Raw genomic sequence first — 15,238 nt, 5'->3', positions numbered from 1 at the left:
TCAGACTATAGCTACGGTAAGCCGGCTGATGCAGACCAGCTTGCCTTCTTCGTTTGTTATTTTTATATCCCAGAGGTGCGTTCTTCTGCCGATGTGAATAGGCGAAACTTTTCCGTATACCCACCCTTCGGTGACTGACCGGACGTGATTGGCATTGATTTCAAGGCCAACGGCCTTTTCTTTCGCCGGATCATCGAGGCAGAGAACAGATGCAATGCTGCCCAGGGTTTCTGCCAGGGCTACGGAAGCGCCGCCGTGAAGAAGACCGAAAGGCTGTTTGGTACGGTGATCAACCGGCATCCGGGCTACCAGGTAATCGTCTCCTTTCTCTATGAATTCTATACCGAGGTGATCGCCCAGGGTATTTTTACTCATCTGAATAAAAACATCCAGGTCGATATTGTTCTTAAACATGTATTTTAAATCGTATTTTTGCCAAACTTAATGAAAAAGTGCAGACTATATGGCAAAAAAAATCATCTATTTGATCCGGCATGGAGAGACAGCGTATAATAAAAAGGGTGCTGTACAGGGGCGGGGGATAGATGCGGACCTGAATGAGACCGGTCAGCAACAGGCCCGGGCGTTCTATGAAAAGTATAAGCATGTTCCGTTTCAGAAAGTGTACGTTTCTTCGCTGAAGAGAACCCACCAGACGTCGCAGGGGTTTATCGAGGCGGGCATTCCCTGGGAGCCCCACGAAGGCCTGGATGAGATAAGCTGGGGAAAGCTGGAAGGGCTGACACTGGAAGAAAACGGGTATGAGCTGTTTAAAACCCTGCTGGAAAAATGGCAGGAAGGAGAAACCCATGAGGCCCTGGACGGCGGAGAGAGCCCCGAGCAGGTGGCACACCGGCAAATGCAGGTTATAGAGCAGATTTTGTCGAGGAAAGAAGAAGAGCTGATCCTGGTTACCATGCACGGACGGGCCATGCGGATCCTGTTGAGCAGGCTGCTCGATTTTCCGTTGCGGGATATGGACCGTTTTGAGCATTCGAATACCTGTTTGTATATCCTGGAATACGACTATCACCGGCAGCAGTTTGAGGTAAAGCTGAGCAATGACACCAGCCATATCCGGGAGTATATGAATTAAATGCCGTTCGTAAGCGGCTTAAGCCCGGTAATCATACTTTTGGTGCAACGCATGCTGTAACCTGCTAATTTTAAGTTGAGATTATGAATCAGAGACAATTTTACTGGGCCTTCCAGATCATAGGATGGGTATTTTATGCCTTATCAGACCTGGCGTATTTTGTGCTTTTTTTGCAACCCTCCAGCCTGGATGAGCTGGAAGCAATGATCTTCAATTCGTGTATCTATGTGCTGACGGGGATATCGCTCACCCATTTTTTTAAGCTGATCTTCAAAAACTACGACTGGATCAAGCTGCCCGTAAACCAGCTGGTACTTCGCTGCCTGTTGGGGGTAATCCTGATCACCTCCCTGTTTACAGCCATTAATATTTCGTTATACGATGAATATTTCGGGGGAAGGACCGACCGGATCAGCTGGCTTTTTAAAGACTTTGCCTATATCATCAACTTCAGCAAACCCATGGTTATCTGGGTGCTGCTGTATATTTTTGTGGCGTACACCATTGAAATTCAAAAGAATAATATAGAACGTATCCGGATGCAGGCCTCTATTGAGGCTTCGGAGGCCAAAATTCTGAAGGCGCAGATCAACCCGCATTTTATGTTCAATGCCCTGAACAGTATCCGGGCGCTGATCCTGGAAGAGCCGAAAAAGGCGCAGAACGGGATTACCCAGCTCTCCAATATCCTGAGGAGCTCGCTGGTGGCCAACCGGCGAACCACCATCCCGCTGAAAGAAGAGCTGAAGACCATTGAAGACTACCTGGCCCTCGAGAAGGTGCGTTACGAGGAGCGACTGCAGTCGACACTGGAAATTGAGCCCAATACACTGAATGTGGAGGTGCCGCCGATGATGCTGCAAACCCTGGTAGAGAATGCCATCAAGCACGGGGTGCAGAAGGCCGAAAAGTGGGGATTTGTAGAGGTGAAAACGTATATAACCGGCCACATGCTGGAAGTAACGATCCGGAATACCGGGATTTTTACCGATCACCAGAGCCATGGCGATGACTCGGGTTTCGGGCTGGAAAACACCCGGAGGCGGTTAAGCCTCATTTACGGGAACGAAGCAACATTTGATATTTACCAGGAAGAACCGCATATTGTACAGGCGAAAGTAAAAATACCTTTGGAAAAGAAAATACCATTAAAAACCGAAACCGATGAAGACCATAATAGTTGATGACGAGCGACTGGCCAGGAACGAGCTGAAAAGACTTCTTGAAGATTTTCCCAAGATAAACATTGTGGCGGAAGCGGCCAATGCCGATGAGGCTATTGAGCTGATCAACGAGCATAACCCGGATCTGCTTTTCCTGGATATCCAGATGCCCGGCAAGAACGGTTTCGAGTTACTGGAAGCTATTGAAGACCGGGTGCCGGAAGTGATCTTCACCACGGCTTATGATGAATACGCATTAAAGGCGTTTGAATACAATGCGCTTGATTACATCATGAAGCCGATAGATACTGCCCGGCTGGCAGAGGCGATCCAGAAAGTGGAAAGCGAAATGAAGCGGGCCGAGACCGCCGTGCAGCACCCGGAGAGCTATCTCGGTGAAAACGACCAGGTATTTGTGAAAGACGGTGAGAAATGCTGGTTTGTGAAGCTGGGTAAAGTCAGGCTGTTCGAGTCGATGGGTAACTATGTGCGGCTTCACTTTGAAGACCAGAAGCCTATGATCCTGAAGTCGCTGAACAGCCTGGAAGAGCGGCTTGATCCCAAAATATTTTTCAGGGCTAACCGCAAGCACATCATTAACCTGAACTGGATCGATAAAATTGAGCCCTGGTTCTCGGGCGGGCTTTTGGTGACGCTGAAAGGCGGAGACAAGGCTACGCCGCTGGAGAAGATCGAAATATCCAGGAGGCAATCGATCAAATTTAAAGACCTGATGAGCCTGTAGCAATTTGGGAGGTTTCCAAAAAGAATGGGGCGCCGCTTGCGGCGCCCCTTCTTTTTACTTCACATCTTTCAGTAATTCCTCTATTGCCTTTTCGAGCTGCTGATCTTTGCCTTCCGCAATCAGCTTCGGATCATTCTTAACTTCGAATGTAGGTTTGGTCTCATGGTTTTCGAGCCATTCTCCGGCTTTGTTTTTGGCGGAGATCGGAACGGCGCCCCAACGGGTACCGTCAGGCAGCATCTCCCAGCCGGCAAAGCTGCAGGTGCCCGGTACAGGCATCCCTACAGTTTTCCCGATCTTCAGGTCGGTATACCCGCAGGAGAAGCAGTGTCCGTCGCTGTAATTTGCCTCATTGAACATGGCAAGGGTAGGCTTGGTCCAGCGGAACGTAGGCTCATACCCTACAGAGCGGTCTTTGGTGGCATAATCCAGGAACTTGTCGCCGGTAAAAAACATGGCAAGGTCAGAAACCAGGTCGCCGCCGCCGTTGAAGCGGGTATCTACGATCACCCCTTTCCGGTCTGCATATTTGCCCATCATTTCTTCATAGGTATTGCGGTATTGGCCGTCATTCATGCCTGCAATGTGCACATAACCCAGGGTACCTTTGCTGAGGCTGTCTACTTCTGCCTGGTTGATCTTCACCCAGCGTTTGTAAAGCAGCTGGTTTTCTGCTCCGAGTGAAATGGGCTTCACGGTGATCTGCTCACGGTTGCCGGTTTTGGGATCCAGGATCTCCAGCAGGGTGAACTTGTCGGCCTTCCTGTTCAGGTAAATGGCCACGTCTTTGTCGGCGGCAATAGTTTCTCCGTCAATTTTCTCAATGATGTGGCCGGGTTTAATCTGGAAGCCGGCTTTGTCGAGCGGCCCCTGGGCAATGATCTCCCGGATGAGGATCCCGTTTCCTTTGTGGTTATAATCCATGAAAATACCCAGCGAAGCGGTGGCATCGCTGTTCGGTACGGAGCGGCTATAGCGGGCACCGGCATGCGAAACGTTCAGCTCACCCAGCATTTCCGAAAGCATTTCGGCAAATTCATAGCTGTTCCCGATATGCGGAACATATTTGGCGTATTGGGTCTTGATTTTTCCCCAGTCTACCCCATGCATATCCGGAGTATAGAACATTTTCTGGGTTCTGAGCCAAACGTGGTCAAACATGCGCTGCCGCTCGGCTTCCGAATCAAAATGTACTTCACCGTCTATCGTAATGGCGTCGCGTTTCTTGCTCTCCGGGTTGATTTTGGAGATCCGGCCGCTGCTCAGGAGGTAGAGGGTTTTCTGGTCTTTATCCCATACAAGGCTGCCGCCCATTCCATCAAGCGCTATCTCCATTTTGGTTTCTTTTGTACGCAGGTCGGTGCTCCACAGGTTGCTGTTTTTCTCAAACCGGGCCAGGTAATAGAGCTTTTCACCGTCTTTTGACAAGACCGCATCACCTAAAGAAGAGGAATGGATCGTCAGCCTGGCTTTCCGCTCGTTCAGCCCGTCCCAGTCAATTACCAGGGGCGCAACCTCTTTGGTTTTCGTGGTATCTTTTTTGGCTTTGTCACCTTCTTTTGCTTTTTCCAACTCTTTCAAAACGTTGTAATCGTCTTTGGAAAGGTTAAATTTATCCCAGCCCTCCCGGGTCAGGAACAAGGTGTAAACGTCACCCTGCGAGCTGCCGCTGTTGGCGTGGTCTCTCATGCCGTGGCGGTCACTGAACCACAGGATCTGCTTCCCGCCATTCACCCATTTGGGCGAGTAGTCGTTGTAGCCGCTTTGGGTAAGGTTGGTCATGGGTTTTTTCCCTTCCGCATCAAGCAGAACCACTTCCCCGTTGGCCATGGTAGGGTGGTAAGATGCCAGCAGCCATTTGCTGTCGGGGCTCCACTCAAAATACTGGTCGCCGTCGCGCATGTGGAACAATTGCGCCGGCGTCATCAGGGTAATGGTTTTGCCCGAAGCGATATCCAATACCTTCAGGGTTCTCCTGTTCTCCACGAAAGCCAGCTTCTTGCCGTCAGGAGAGAACTTAGGCAGGTAATTGTCGTTTCCGTTGCTTACCAGCGGAGATTCTTCGATCAGGGTAGAGGCATAGAACAAAGGTTCTTCCTTACGGGTCTTTTTGGCCTGGAATATCTGCCAGCGGCCGTCTCTTTCGCTGGCGTATACGATAGACTTGCCGTCAGGGGCAAATTCCAGGAAGCGCTCCTGTTCCGGTGTATTGGTAATTCTTTTCGTGATTTTGCCGTCGGTAGTAGATACAAAAATTTCACCGCGGGCAATAAAAGCCACCTCTTTGCCGTCAGGAGATACCGAGAAGTCGCTTACGCCGGCAGTAACGGGAGAAAAGCCGTCGTTGTTTGAAATTTTCTGGGTATACAGCGTGATTTCTACCTTTTTGGGTTGCTGTCCCTCCCGCACGGTGTAAAGCTCGCCGTCGTAAGAAAATGCCAGCAGCCCGTCGTTAGAAGAGCTCAGGAAACGCACCGGGAAGGTCTTCAGGCGCGTGATCTGTGTTTTTTGAGCAGGATTGGCCAGCGATAGCTTATGAATGTTGAAAGTGCCGCTCTCTTCGCTCAGGTAATAAATATCCTTGTCGCCGTTGGTGAAAACCGGCTGGCGGTTTTCGCCGTAGTACGAGGTGATCCTGGTATGCCTGCCCGTTTTTGTATCGTACGTCCAGATATCCCGGGCAATGGCTGACGTATGGTGTTTGCGCCATTCGTTCTCCCCCCCTTTTTTATCGTGATAAACCAGGGTTTTTCCGTCTTTGCTGTACTGAACGTATTCTGCCGGAACCGAGAGAACCTGGTCTACTCTTCCACCCTGCGCCGGTACCGAATAGAGCTCGGGCTGCGAAGCGGTGGGGTACTGGCGATGGCTGGCCAGGTCTTGTCTTACCCCGCCAAATACAACAGACTTCCCGTCAGGTGTGAAAGAAAAGGGCGTCTCGTCGCCGGAGTGATACGTGAGCCGCCGGGCGTCGCCTCCCCGGGCATTCATGATGAAAACGTCAAAATTACCGTAGCGGTCCGAAGCAAAGGCAATCTGCTTCCCGTCCGGGCTCCATACCGGCTGGTAATCGTGGGCCTCATGGAAGGTCAGCTGGATGGCCTGTCCACCGGAGGAAGGAACGCGGTAGAGGTCTCCTTTATAGGTAAAGACGATCGTGCTTCCGTCAGGAGAGACAGACGGATAGCGGGCCCATTTGGGGGTGACCTGGGCAGTAAGGGCAGAGCTGATGAGGGTTATCAGCGAAATAATAGCTAATCTTTTTGACATAGAGTTTTTATTGCATTGTACAAATATATGGAATTGGCTGAATTTGCAATTGCTCAAAATTCAGGAGCATGGCAAACGCAGTGTTCGCAACTATTTTTATTTCGCTTCGTTCAATGTCCAGATTATCGCCTTTTCTTTCGTTACCCTGAAAATGGTGTTGTGTTTTTCTTTCGGCTCGTCTGAATAATTCCATTTTAGATTTGCAGAGTTTTCAGTTTTGAAAGTGTTTGCTAATTCCTTTGTGTATGGAAAAATATCTTCTGCATTTGAGCCTGCAAACCAAAGTCGTTTTTCGTTTGCCGGAAATTTGGCTAAATGTTCTTTTGCTGTTCTTACCAAATAATGGTTGTTCCACCACAGCGAAGGATCAAAAGCAATGTAATTGTCGAACATTTCGGGTGTAAGGAAAAAAGTCTCCATGACAAAGAGTCCCGATGCTGATTCTCCGATAATGCTTTTTTCGTTGGTTGTTCTGTATCGTTTGTTGATTTCGGGAAAAAGTTCATCGTTAATAAACGCTCTGAATTTTTCCGAACCCCCAACAACAGGTGCAATTTCTTTGTCTTTTTCAACTTCGGTAAATCCTGTCAAATCTCTTCTTCTTTGGGTGTTTTCAATACCAACAAGAATTAGCGGTTTGATTTTTTTCTCCCTGATAAGTTTTGCCAAAGTGTTCGCAATATGAGGAAAATCTTCTTTTATTCCACCGTCTGCCATATACATTACAGGCAAAGAGTCGGAGCTTGTTGTATAGTTTTCTGGTGTCCAGACGTTGATAATTCTATCTTCTCCAACCTGGTTAGACGTAATAGTAAAAGTTTCGTGTTGAGGAATAGGGTCGTTAGGTTGTGAAGCGTTGGAACAGCTTGTTAGCCATAAAATTCCTGTCCATAAAATGCAGTAAATGTTTTTCATAATTTAATTTTCTGGTTTAGACGGCTGTTTTGTAAAATGACAGCTAACGCCCAAATATACGAAGTTTTTCAATCTGCAAAATTTCTTATTTCGTTGTTATTCAATCAATTCAATTTTTTCTCTTGTCTTCGAGATATACAAAATACGAGACCCAAACGTGCAGCTTACGGAGAGCCGCGTTCTTTCGCTCCTTGTTAGCGGAATTTCAAATTTCCAAAACAGGTTATTAAAAACCCCGGGTTAATTGCCCGGGGTTTCAAACTCTTAGAACCTCACCCTCATGCCCGCCAGAAAATTAATTCCGGCCTGCGGAAATACAAAATTCTCGGTGACCTTCCCGCCGTAGATATAGCTGTAGGTATAGCCGTTTGATTCGTATTCTTTATTGAAAATGTTGTTAACCAGCAACGTAAAATTCAGATCTTTCAGCTTTTCGGCTTTCGGAGTATACGAAACGTTCAGATCCGATACAAAATAACCATCCAGTTTTTTATCTTCCGATGACGTGTTATCCAGGTATTGCTTGCCTACGTATTTGGGCAATAGAGCCACATTGAGGCCTTTGGCCAGGGTATAAGTGAGGCTTCCCCCGGTGATCACGTTCGGCGAAAATGAAATGTCGGTATCTTTGTATGGAGTCACCTCGTCGGGTGTGCCGTCTGAGGCAGGCACGGTATAGGTAAACGCTTTGATCTTGTTCCGGCTTAAGGCCACATTGGCTGCCAAAGCCAGCTTTTCGGTGATTTTTCCACCCCATTGCAGCTCAATACCGGCCCGGTAGCTTTCCGGAACGTTCATGCGGATGGCTTCGCCCACCTGGTTGATCTGCCCGGTAAGTACCAGCTGGTCTTTGTAATTCATGAAATAGAGGTTGGCTTCGGCCGCCCAGCTTTTCCGGCTTACCTTGTACCCGGCCTCAAAATCATGCAACTTCTCCGGGCGGGGCACGTTAGAGGCCGTATCCACGAAGTCGGTACGGTTGGGCTCCTTGGTGCCTTTAGCATAGGAGAGATAGGCCGATGCGCTACCGGGTAAGCGGTAAGTAAGCCCTATCTTGGGATTGAAGAAGCTCCAGGTATTGTTAAAGTTCAATTGCTGCAGCACATCGCCGGTTCCCAGCATATCAAAGCCTACCCGGCGGTATTGCAGGTCGAGGTAGGCATTCCAGCTTTGCGCCAGGGCATAGTACAGTTTCCCGTAGAGGTTGAAATCGGTTTTGGTGCTGTTGTTATTGTAGTACCGGTGGTTGATCTTACCGTCAGAGAAATATTGGGCCCAGATCACCTCCCCGAAGTGGCTGCCGTCGTACTGATTGAACCCGCCGCCGAGGCTACCGGTAAGCTTGCCGCTTCCTTCGTAGTCCAGCGACCACACACCGCCATAGAAAGCATTATCCAGGTATTTCCGCCGGATCAGGTCGGTTTCCGTAATGGTCTCTCCGCCAATGGTGATGTACGAAAGCCCGTATTCTTCGAGGTCTTCGCCGTCTTTGTACTGCTCATAGTACCCGTCGCCTTTGGTATAAAAGAGGGTAGGGTTAAGACGCCAGTACTGGCCCAGCTGGAAGGAGGAAATGAGCTGCCAGTGCGACTGGACGTAATTATCTACCTCGTTTTCGTAGTTGTAGTAGTTGAATTTGCGCCCCCTGGCCAGCAGTTCCTGCTTGTGTTCCTGGCTGTACCAGTTTCTTTCGATATAGGCATCCAGCCCGGCCCTGTCACCGTCAGCCAGCGCCTGCGGAATACCGTTCCACGACTGGTAGGTGATTTCTTTGCCGGAGAAATGATTCAGACGGATAAAGTTGTTTTTGAAGTAATACCCGCCGGAGAGGTAGTACGACCGCAGATCAGAGGAGGCCCGGTCTACAAACCCGTCAGAGCCTATCTTCGATAGCCGGGCATCAAAGACAAATTTGTCATTCAATAGCCCTGATGAAGCTATAAAATTGGTTTTTAGCGTATTGAATGATCCGCCGGAAACGTTTACCTCGGCAAAAGGGTCGCGGCTGAGCTGAAGGGTATTCACGTTGACAGAAGCCCCGAAGGCTCCGGCCCCGTTGGTTGAAGTACCCACGCCCCGCTGCACCTGTATGCTCTGCACCGAGGAGGCGAAATCGGGCATGTTTACCCAGAAAACACCCTGCGACTCGGAGTCGTTATAAGGAATGCCGTTCAGGGTAACGTTTATACGGGTAGGGTCGGTACCCCGGATACGGATCCCCGTATAGCCCACACCGGTGCCGGCGTCAGAAGTCACCACCACAGAAGGCAGCTGGTTCAGCAGGAAGGGCAGGTCCTGGCCCAGGTTTTGTTTTTTGATGGCAGATTGCGACACATTGCTGTACACCATACCGGTTTTTTCATTGGCGCGGGTAGCTTTTACCACCACTTCGTTCAGGTGTTGCAGCGTGTCGAGTTGCTGTCCTGCAGAAGGCAGTACAGCGAGCAGAATCAGCAGAATCGGAAGAAAAAAATTCTTTTTCATAACAATTTTTAAATCATTACGAAGAAGTTAAAGGAGCAAAACACAATCTTCGGGCATACGCCTGTATTCGTTTTACTTTTGTCTGGAACAATACTTTTTTACTACATCCGGAACGTCGGCCGCAGGTTCCGGTGCTTGTAAAAAGATGTTCCCTATTGAATAAATGAGAGCCGGAATTGGCTCCTCAAATCCCTTCATCGGTATTATCCGCATCAGGTTCAATGGGTATGATCTCAGCCCGCAGTATTCAGGCACCCCTTTTTGAGATTTACGGTGCAAAGGTAAAAATTAATTCCGATTGACAAGAGGATACGGGCCTGAAACTTTTCGGGCCCGGTTGGCCGGGGCCTGTTACTGGCCTTCCTCCGGCCTGTAAATGGCGTAGAACACGGAAGTGTTGCGCGGTGCTATCGGCACGCCGTTTATTTCCGTAATCCGTTTTCCCCCAATTTTCTCCACCGCTTTTTGGGAGCGGAAATTGTTCTCATCCACATAGAAGAGGATCGTATCAAAATACTGAAAGGCATACCGGATCATCAGGGTTTTCACGGCGGTGTTGTATTTTCCTCCCCAATAGCTTTTCGCCAGGAAGGTCCAGCCAATTTCTACGGCTTTTTCCGATTCGGTGCTGGGGTTGTACCGGCTGGTGCCGATAATTTTATGGGTATTCTTGTCAATAATGGCCAGGGCCCTGCCGGTTGCCATAGCCTCCTTAAAATAACGCGTGAAACCTTCCCGTTCGCTTCTTTCTTTTGCGGGGTGCTGTTCCCAGATGGTTTTGTCAGAAGCTATTTCATAAAGGGCTTCAAAGTCGTTTTCATGCAGTGGCCGGAGTAAAACCAGGTCATCTTCAAGTATAGGTTGTAAATTCATCGTATCAGATGGTATAAAAATTCCTGTTTTTCTGCCGGTTCTTCAGCTTACTTCCTTGCCGGTACCGCTCCTGAGTTGGCCATGCCTATGCTGAGCACGCCGGCGGCCATAAGCAGGTGGTACAGGCTGATGCTGAATTCATGGGTGCCAAAGAGGTCTTCACGGAAGCTGCCCAGGGCAAAGAAAGTTACCCCGGCAATGACCCACAAACCTACCCGGAAATTGCCTTTGATGAGGGCAAATAGCCCCAGGAAAAGCACGACGGTCATGCAAATGATGGGAACCCAGAAGAATACCGGCCGGATATCAAAAACTTCGTAAAGCGTAAAAAAGACAAATCCTGCGGCAATGATGGCATAGCCGGTTCCCCGCGAAAAATCGCTGCCCGAAACCAGCGCCGCCGTGGCCGCCACCAGGCCTATGGCCCCGTTTATCGTGGCTAAAGTCTGGAAGAACCGGGAGACCGGGATGGCTTTCTCAAACCCGAAAAAGCCGAGGGCACCGAACCCGGCAGCTACCACTACCGACAGGATGAAAGACTCCCACAAAATAGTGGAGGAGAGCTCCAGCGGGTTAATGTATCTGAAGAAAACATAAATACCTGCCACTGCCAGTATGATGTCTGATAATCCGTGTATAAGGTTCATGTCCGGTCTTTTAGGGTAAAGTTAAAAAATAAAATTGACTTCGGGTGAAATGGTAATGCCAAATTTTTCGGCAACAGAAGCCTGTATCCGGGTGGCCAGGTCTGAAATTTCAGCTCCGCTGCCTTTACCGAAGTTGACGAGCACCAGGGCCTGCTGATCGTGCACGCCTACTTCACCGAAGCGTTTGCCTTTCCAGCCGGCCTGCTCAATAAGCCAGCCCGCCGGTACTTTTACCCGGTCTTCACTTACTTCATAACCCGGCATAGCGGGATATTCCTCTCTTATTTTAAGGTATTCCTCCTTAGGTATTTCCGGGTTTTTAAAGAAGCTGCCAGAGTTGCCGATCTCTGCCGGATCAGGAAGCTTGCTTCTCCGGATACGGATAACAGCATTGCTGACGTCACGGATAGTAGGAGAATCTACCCCCATTTCGGCCAGGATTTGCCGGATAGCCCCGTACGATGCGTTAATGACCGGCTGTTTGGAGAGCCTGAAGCTGACGTTCAGAATAACATACCGGTTTTTGCCTTCGTGCTTGAAAAAGCTCTCCCGATAGCCGAAAGCACATCTTTCACGATCAAAAACTTCTGTTTGCAGGGTCTCCAGGTTCAGAGCCTCCAGGCAGTGAAACGTATCCTTTATTTCTGCCCCGTAGGCACCGATATTCTGCATGGGGGCAGCGCCTACCGTACCGGGGATAAGCGACATGTTTTCTACCCCGCCCAGGTTGCGTTCAATGCAGTAGAGCACAAATTCATGCCAGATCTCACCGGCACCGGCCCGGAGAATAACGTACCCGCCGGTTTCTTCTGTCTGTGTTATACCCTTTATGGAAATTTTGATGACCAGGCCGTCAAAATCGTTCAGCAAAAGGATGTTGCTGCCGCTACCCAGGAAAAGCTTTTTTACGGAGGTCCAGGCAGGGTCCTGCAGGAGAGAAATAAGCTGCCCCGTTTCTTTGATTTCGGTAAAATAGCGCGCGGTTACCTCCAGGCCGAAGGTATTGTACGGTTTCAGCGATACGTTTTCGTCAATGGCGATCATATTCGGTTTTGAGCGGCAGCTTTTCGCCGGCTTCTATACGTAGTTTTAAATGATTTTTCGGGGGTGGAACGGGGCAGTTCCAGCCATCGGAAAAGGCACAATAGGGATTGTAAAGCCTGTTAAAATCGATCCTTACTTTCCCGTTTTGAAAATCTGCCGTGCTGAGATCCATATAGCGCCCGCCACCGTAGGTTTCTTCCGGGGCCGTCAGGTCTTTGAGCGGCAGGAAGAGGAGGTTCCTGTAAAGCGGCGATACGGGTACGGGCTGGTAGATCATCAGCGTGTATTTCCTGCCGTCAACCCGGAATTTAACCCGGGCATATTCGCGGTAATTTTTGATTTTACTGCCGGAAGTGGGTACTGCAATTACCTTTCCTTTCTTCAGCAGGCGATAGTGCGCCTGAATATTGAACTTTTCAGACGGTTCAAAAAAAGCCTGTTCGCTGTGGGGAAACTCTTCCCGTGTTTTTGCCCGGTACTCCTCCCTGAATTTCAGCAGGTCGGCCTGGCCGAAGCCCAGGAAGGAAATCCACCCGAAAAGTAAAGTGAGAAGAGATCGTAAAAGCATGAGTTTGTATCTGTTTCTCAAAATTAAGACGAAATCGCCTGACAGGTAAGAAATTCAGCTTTTTTTATCAAATTTAGGTAAAGTAACCTTTATTTAGAAAAGTGTTTTACATGCTTTTCGGTGAGAATGTTTACCTTTGTGCGCATCGGATTCAAATTAACTTATTATAATGTCAAAGATCATTTATACCATTACTGATGAAGCTCCCGCTTTGGCTACCTATTCTTTTTTGCCTATAGTAGAAGCATTTACCCGGCCGGCAGGTGTGACCATAGAAACCCGCGATATCTCGCTTTCGGGACGTATCCTGGCTAATTTCGCGGAGTTTTTAACCGGAGATCAGAAAATTTCAGATGACCTCGCTTACCTGGGGAAACTGGCCGTAGAACCGGAAGCAAACATTATAAAGCTTCCCAATATTTCCGCATCTGTTCCGCAGCTGGTAGCTGCGGTGAAAGAGCTTCAGTCAAAAGGGTACGCCATTCCCGATTACCCTGAAGAACCCAAAGATGCCGAAGAAACCTACATCAAGGCAAAATACGACAAGATCAAGGGCTCGGCGGTGAATCCGGTGCTGAGAGAGGGCAACTCCGACAGGCGGGCGCCCAAAGCGGTAAAAGAATATGCCCGGAAGCACCCGCACTCCATGGGCGCGTGGTCAGCTTCTTCCAAATCGCACGTATCGTCTATGGCTGAAGGCGACTTTTACGGAAGTGAGAAGTCGGTAGTGGTCAGCAAACCCACCCATTTCAGGATTACCTTCACCGGCAACGACGGCAGTACCAAAGTGCTGAAAGAAGGCAGCCCCCTGCTGGAAGGTGAAACCATTGACTCATCGGTGATGAGCCTTTCCAAACTGAAAAACTTCTACGCCCAGGAGATCCGGGATGCCAAAGCAGAAGATGTATTGTTCTCGGTGCACCTGAAAGCTACCATGATGAAGGTGTCTGACCCTATTCTTTTCGGAGGTGTGGTATACGAATACTTTAAAGAAGTGTACGATAAATACGCCGCCCTGTTTGATGAGCTGAATATCAACCCGAATAACGGACTGGGCGATCTTGAAAAGAAAATCGAGTCGCTTCCGGCCGAGCAGAAAGCGGCCATCGAAGCCGATATCCGGGCGGTATACGCCAAAAACCCGCCGTTGGCCATGGTGAATTCCGATAAGGGAATTACCAACCTCCATGTGCCGAGCGATGTGATCATTGATGCCTCTATGCCGGCGGCTATCCGTACGTCAGGACAGATGTGGGGGCCTGACGGCAAGCCGAAAGATACCAAGTTTGTGATCCCCGATCGTTCGTATTCAGGGGTATACCAGACGGTGATTGATTTCTGTAAGAAAAACGGCGCGCTGGATCCGGTTACCATGGGGTCTGTATCAAACGTGGGTCTGATGGCCCAGGCGGCTGAAGAATACGGCTCGCACGATAAGACCTTCCAGGCAGCTGCTGCCGGAAAGGTGCAGGTGACCGATGATGAAGGCAACGTGCTGATGGAGCAGCCGGTAGAGGCGGGCGATATCTTCAGGATGTGCCAGACCAAGGACGCCCCCGTGCAGGACTGGGTGAAGCTGGCCGTTAACCGGGCAAAAGCCACCGGTACCCCGGCGGTATTCTGGCTGGATAAAAACCGGGCACATGACGCCAATCTTATCGCCAAAGTAGAAAAATACCTGAAAAATTACGATACCAGCGGGCTGGAAATCTATATTATGAGCCCGGCTGAAGCAACGCAGTACTCGTTGGAGCGGATTGTAAAAGGACTCGACACGATATCGGTAACCGGTAACGTGCTCCGGGATTATAATACCGACCTTTTCCCTATCCTGGAAGTAGGTACATCGGCCAAGATGCTGTCTGTTGTTCCGCTGATGAACGGTGGCGGATTGTTCGAAACCGGGGCGGGCGGATCGGCTCCGAAACATGTTCAGCAATTCCAGGAAGAAGGTTACCTGCGTTGGGATTCGCTGGGCGAATTCCTGGCCCTGGCGGTATCGCTGGAGCATTTTGCGCAGGTAAACGGGAATTCGCGGGCCCAGGTGCTGGCCGATACACTGGATGAAGCTACCGGTAAGTTTCTTGAAAATGACAAATCACCCGCCCGTAAGGTAGGGCAGATCGATAACCGCGGCAGCCATTTTTACCTGGCGCTGTATTGGGCACAGGCGCTGGCAGCGCAGGACAAGGATGCAGAGCTGAAAGCCCTCTTTACCCCGGTGGCAGAAGAGATGAGCGCGCAGGAAGCCAAAATCAACGAAGAGCTGATTGCTGCTCAGGGTAAGCCGCAGGATATCGGCGGGTATTACAAGCCTGATTTTGCCAGGGCTTCGGCGGCAATGCGCCCGAGCGCCACACTGAATGCTATTCTGGATAAGATAGGATAAGCGCGGGGCACCTCTTTACACCCGTATTTTACGGAGAGAGGCAG

Annotated in this window: 12 protein-coding genes and 1 riboswitch; of the genes, 4 read left to right on the top strand and 8 right to left on the bottom strand. The window is 49.6% G+C overall.

What is annotated here, in order from left to right:
- On the bottom strand, positions 1–414 hold the full coding sequence (locus AB2U10_RS00590; RefSeq protein WP_367914338.1) for a hotdog fold thioesterase: 414 nt from the start codon (positions 412–414) through the stop codon (positions 1–3).
- Positions 415–463: 49 nt separating this feature from the next.
- Between AB2U10_RS00590 and AB2U10_RS00585 the strand changes: the two genes are divergently transcribed.
- From AB2U10_RS00585 to AB2U10_RS00575, 3 genes are all read left to right on the top strand, one after another.
- Positions 464–1,096: a histidine phosphatase family protein gene (locus tag AB2U10_RS00585; protein ID WP_367914339.1), complete on the top strand. Its 633-nt coding sequence runs from the start codon at positions 464–466 to the stop codon at positions 1,094–1,096.
- An 83-nt stretch (positions 1,097–1,179) separates the two neighbouring features.
- Positions 1,180–2,280: a sensor histidine kinase gene (locus AB2U10_RS00580; RefSeq protein ID WP_367914340.1), complete on the top strand. Its 1,101-nt coding sequence runs from the start codon at positions 1,180–1,182 to the stop codon at positions 2,278–2,280.
- Positions 2,261–3,004, top strand: coding sequence for a LytR/AlgR family response regulator transcription factor (locus AB2U10_RS00575; RefSeq protein WP_367914341.1), 744 nt, complete (start codon positions 2,261–2,263; stop codon positions 3,002–3,004). Before AB2U10_RS00580 ends, AB2U10_RS00575 begins: the two co-directional genes overlap by 20 nt.
- A gap of 54 nt (positions 3,005–3,058) precedes the next feature.
- Here AB2U10_RS00575 and AB2U10_RS00570 read toward each other — a convergent pair whose 3' ends face one another.
- The 7 genes from AB2U10_RS00570 to AB2U10_RS00540 all read right to left on the bottom strand — a co-directional run bounded on the left by AB2U10_RS00570 (position 3,059) and on the right by AB2U10_RS00540 (position 12,805).
- A complete protein-coding gene (locus AB2U10_RS00570; RefSeq protein ID WP_367914342.1) occupies positions 3,059–6,274 on the bottom strand; it encodes a S41 family peptidase in 3,216 nt (1,071 codons plus the stop codon).
- 96 nt (positions 6,275–6,370) lie between these two features.
- Complete coding sequence (locus AB2U10_RS00565) at positions 6,371–7,189, bottom strand: alpha/beta hydrolase (protein WP_367914343.1); 819 nt, start codon at positions 7,187–7,189, stop codon at positions 6,371–6,373.
- 264 nt (positions 7,190–7,453) lie between these two features.
- Entirely contained in the window at positions 7,454–9,673 is a 2,220-nt protein-coding gene (locus tag AB2U10_RS00560; RefSeq protein ID WP_367914344.1) for a TonB-dependent receptor, read from the bottom strand.
- Between the two features lie 172 nt (positions 9,674–9,845).
- Positions 9,846–9,942: riboswitch (TPP riboswitch) on the bottom strand.
- Positions 9,943–10,024: 82 nt separating this feature from the next.
- Positions 10,025–10,546: a GNAT family N-acetyltransferase gene (locus tag AB2U10_RS00555; RefSeq protein WP_367914345.1), complete on the bottom strand. Its 522-nt coding sequence runs from the start codon at positions 10,544–10,546 to the stop codon at positions 10,025–10,027.
- A gap of 47 nt (positions 10,547–10,593) precedes the next feature.
- On the bottom strand, positions 10,594–11,193 hold the full coding sequence (locus AB2U10_RS00550) for a hypothetical protein (RefSeq protein ID WP_367914346.1): 600 nt from the start codon (positions 11,191–11,193) through the stop codon (positions 10,594–10,596).
- A 21-nt stretch (positions 11,194–11,214) separates the two neighbouring features.
- Positions 11,215–12,237: a UDP-N-acetylmuramate dehydrogenase gene (gene murB / locus AB2U10_RS00545; RefSeq protein WP_367914347.1), complete on the bottom strand. Its 1,023-nt coding sequence runs from the start codon at positions 12,235–12,237 to the stop codon at positions 11,215–11,217.
- Positions 12,224–12,805, bottom strand: a complete 582-nt coding sequence (locus AB2U10_RS00540; RefSeq protein WP_367914348.1) for a DUF1684 domain-containing protein — start codon at positions 12,803–12,805, stop codon at positions 12,224–12,226. The genes murB and AB2U10_RS00540 overlap by 14 nt, the downstream gene beginning before the upstream one ends.
- A gap of 169 nt (positions 12,806–12,974) precedes the next feature.
- Between AB2U10_RS00540 and AB2U10_RS00535 the strand changes: the two genes are divergently transcribed.
- Entirely contained in the window at positions 12,975–15,194 is a 2,220-nt protein-coding gene (locus AB2U10_RS00535) for an NADP-dependent isocitrate dehydrogenase (protein ID WP_367914349.1), read from the top strand.
- Positions 15,195–15,238: the final 44 nt, after the last annotated feature.

The organism is Leadbetterella sp. DM7, from assembly GCF_040829825.2.
GTDB lineage: Bacteria > Bacteroidota > Bacteroidia > Cytophagales > Spirosomataceae > Leadbetterella.
The sequence above is the reverse complement of the archived record's forward strand: the minus strand, read 5'-3'. Positions and strand labels throughout refer to the sequence as shown.

Coding starts and splice junctions, on each gene's coding strand:
- AB2U10_RS00590 (WP_367914338.1), bottom strand. CDS start 414: ATGTTTAAGAACAATATCGACCTGGATGTTTTTATTCAGATGAGTAAA.
- AB2U10_RS00580 (WP_367914340.1), top strand. CDS start 1,180: ATGAATCAGAGACAATTTTACTGGGCCTTCCAGATCATAGGATGGGTA.
- AB2U10_RS00570 (WP_367914342.1), bottom strand. CDS start 6,274: ATGTCAAAAAGATTAGCTATTATTTCGCTGATAACCCTCATCAGCTCT.
- AB2U10_RS00555 (WP_367914345.1), bottom strand. CDS start 10,546: ATGAATTTACAACCTATACTTGAAGATGACCTGGTTTTACTCCGGCCA.
- AB2U10_RS00565 (WP_367914343.1), bottom strand. CDS start 7,189: ATGAAAAACATTTACTGCATTTTATGGACAGGAATTTTATGGCTAACA.
- AB2U10_RS00575 (WP_367914341.1), top strand. CDS start 2,261: ATGAAGACCATAATAGTTGATGACGAGCGACTGGCCAGGAACGAGCTG.
- AB2U10_RS00550 (WP_367914346.1), bottom strand. CDS start 11,193: ATGAACCTTATACACGGATTATCAGACATCATACTGGCAGTGGCAGGT.
- AB2U10_RS00560 (WP_367914344.1), bottom strand. CDS start 9,673: ATGAAAAAGAATTTTTTTCTTCCGATTCTGCTGATTCTGCTCGCTGTA.
- murB (WP_367914347.1), bottom strand. CDS start 12,237: ATGATCGCCATTGACGAAAACGTATCGCTGAAACCGTACAATACCTTC.
- AB2U10_RS00585 (WP_367914339.1), top strand. CDS start 464: ATGGCAAAAAAAATCATCTATTTGATCCGGCATGGAGAGACAGCGTAT.
- AB2U10_RS00535 (WP_367914349.1), top strand. CDS start 12,975: ATGTCAAAGATCATTTATACCATTACTGATGAAGCTCCCGCTTTGGCT.
- AB2U10_RS00540 (WP_367914348.1), bottom strand. CDS start 12,805: ATGCTTTTACGATCTCTTCTCACTTTACTTTTCGGGTGGATTTCCTTC.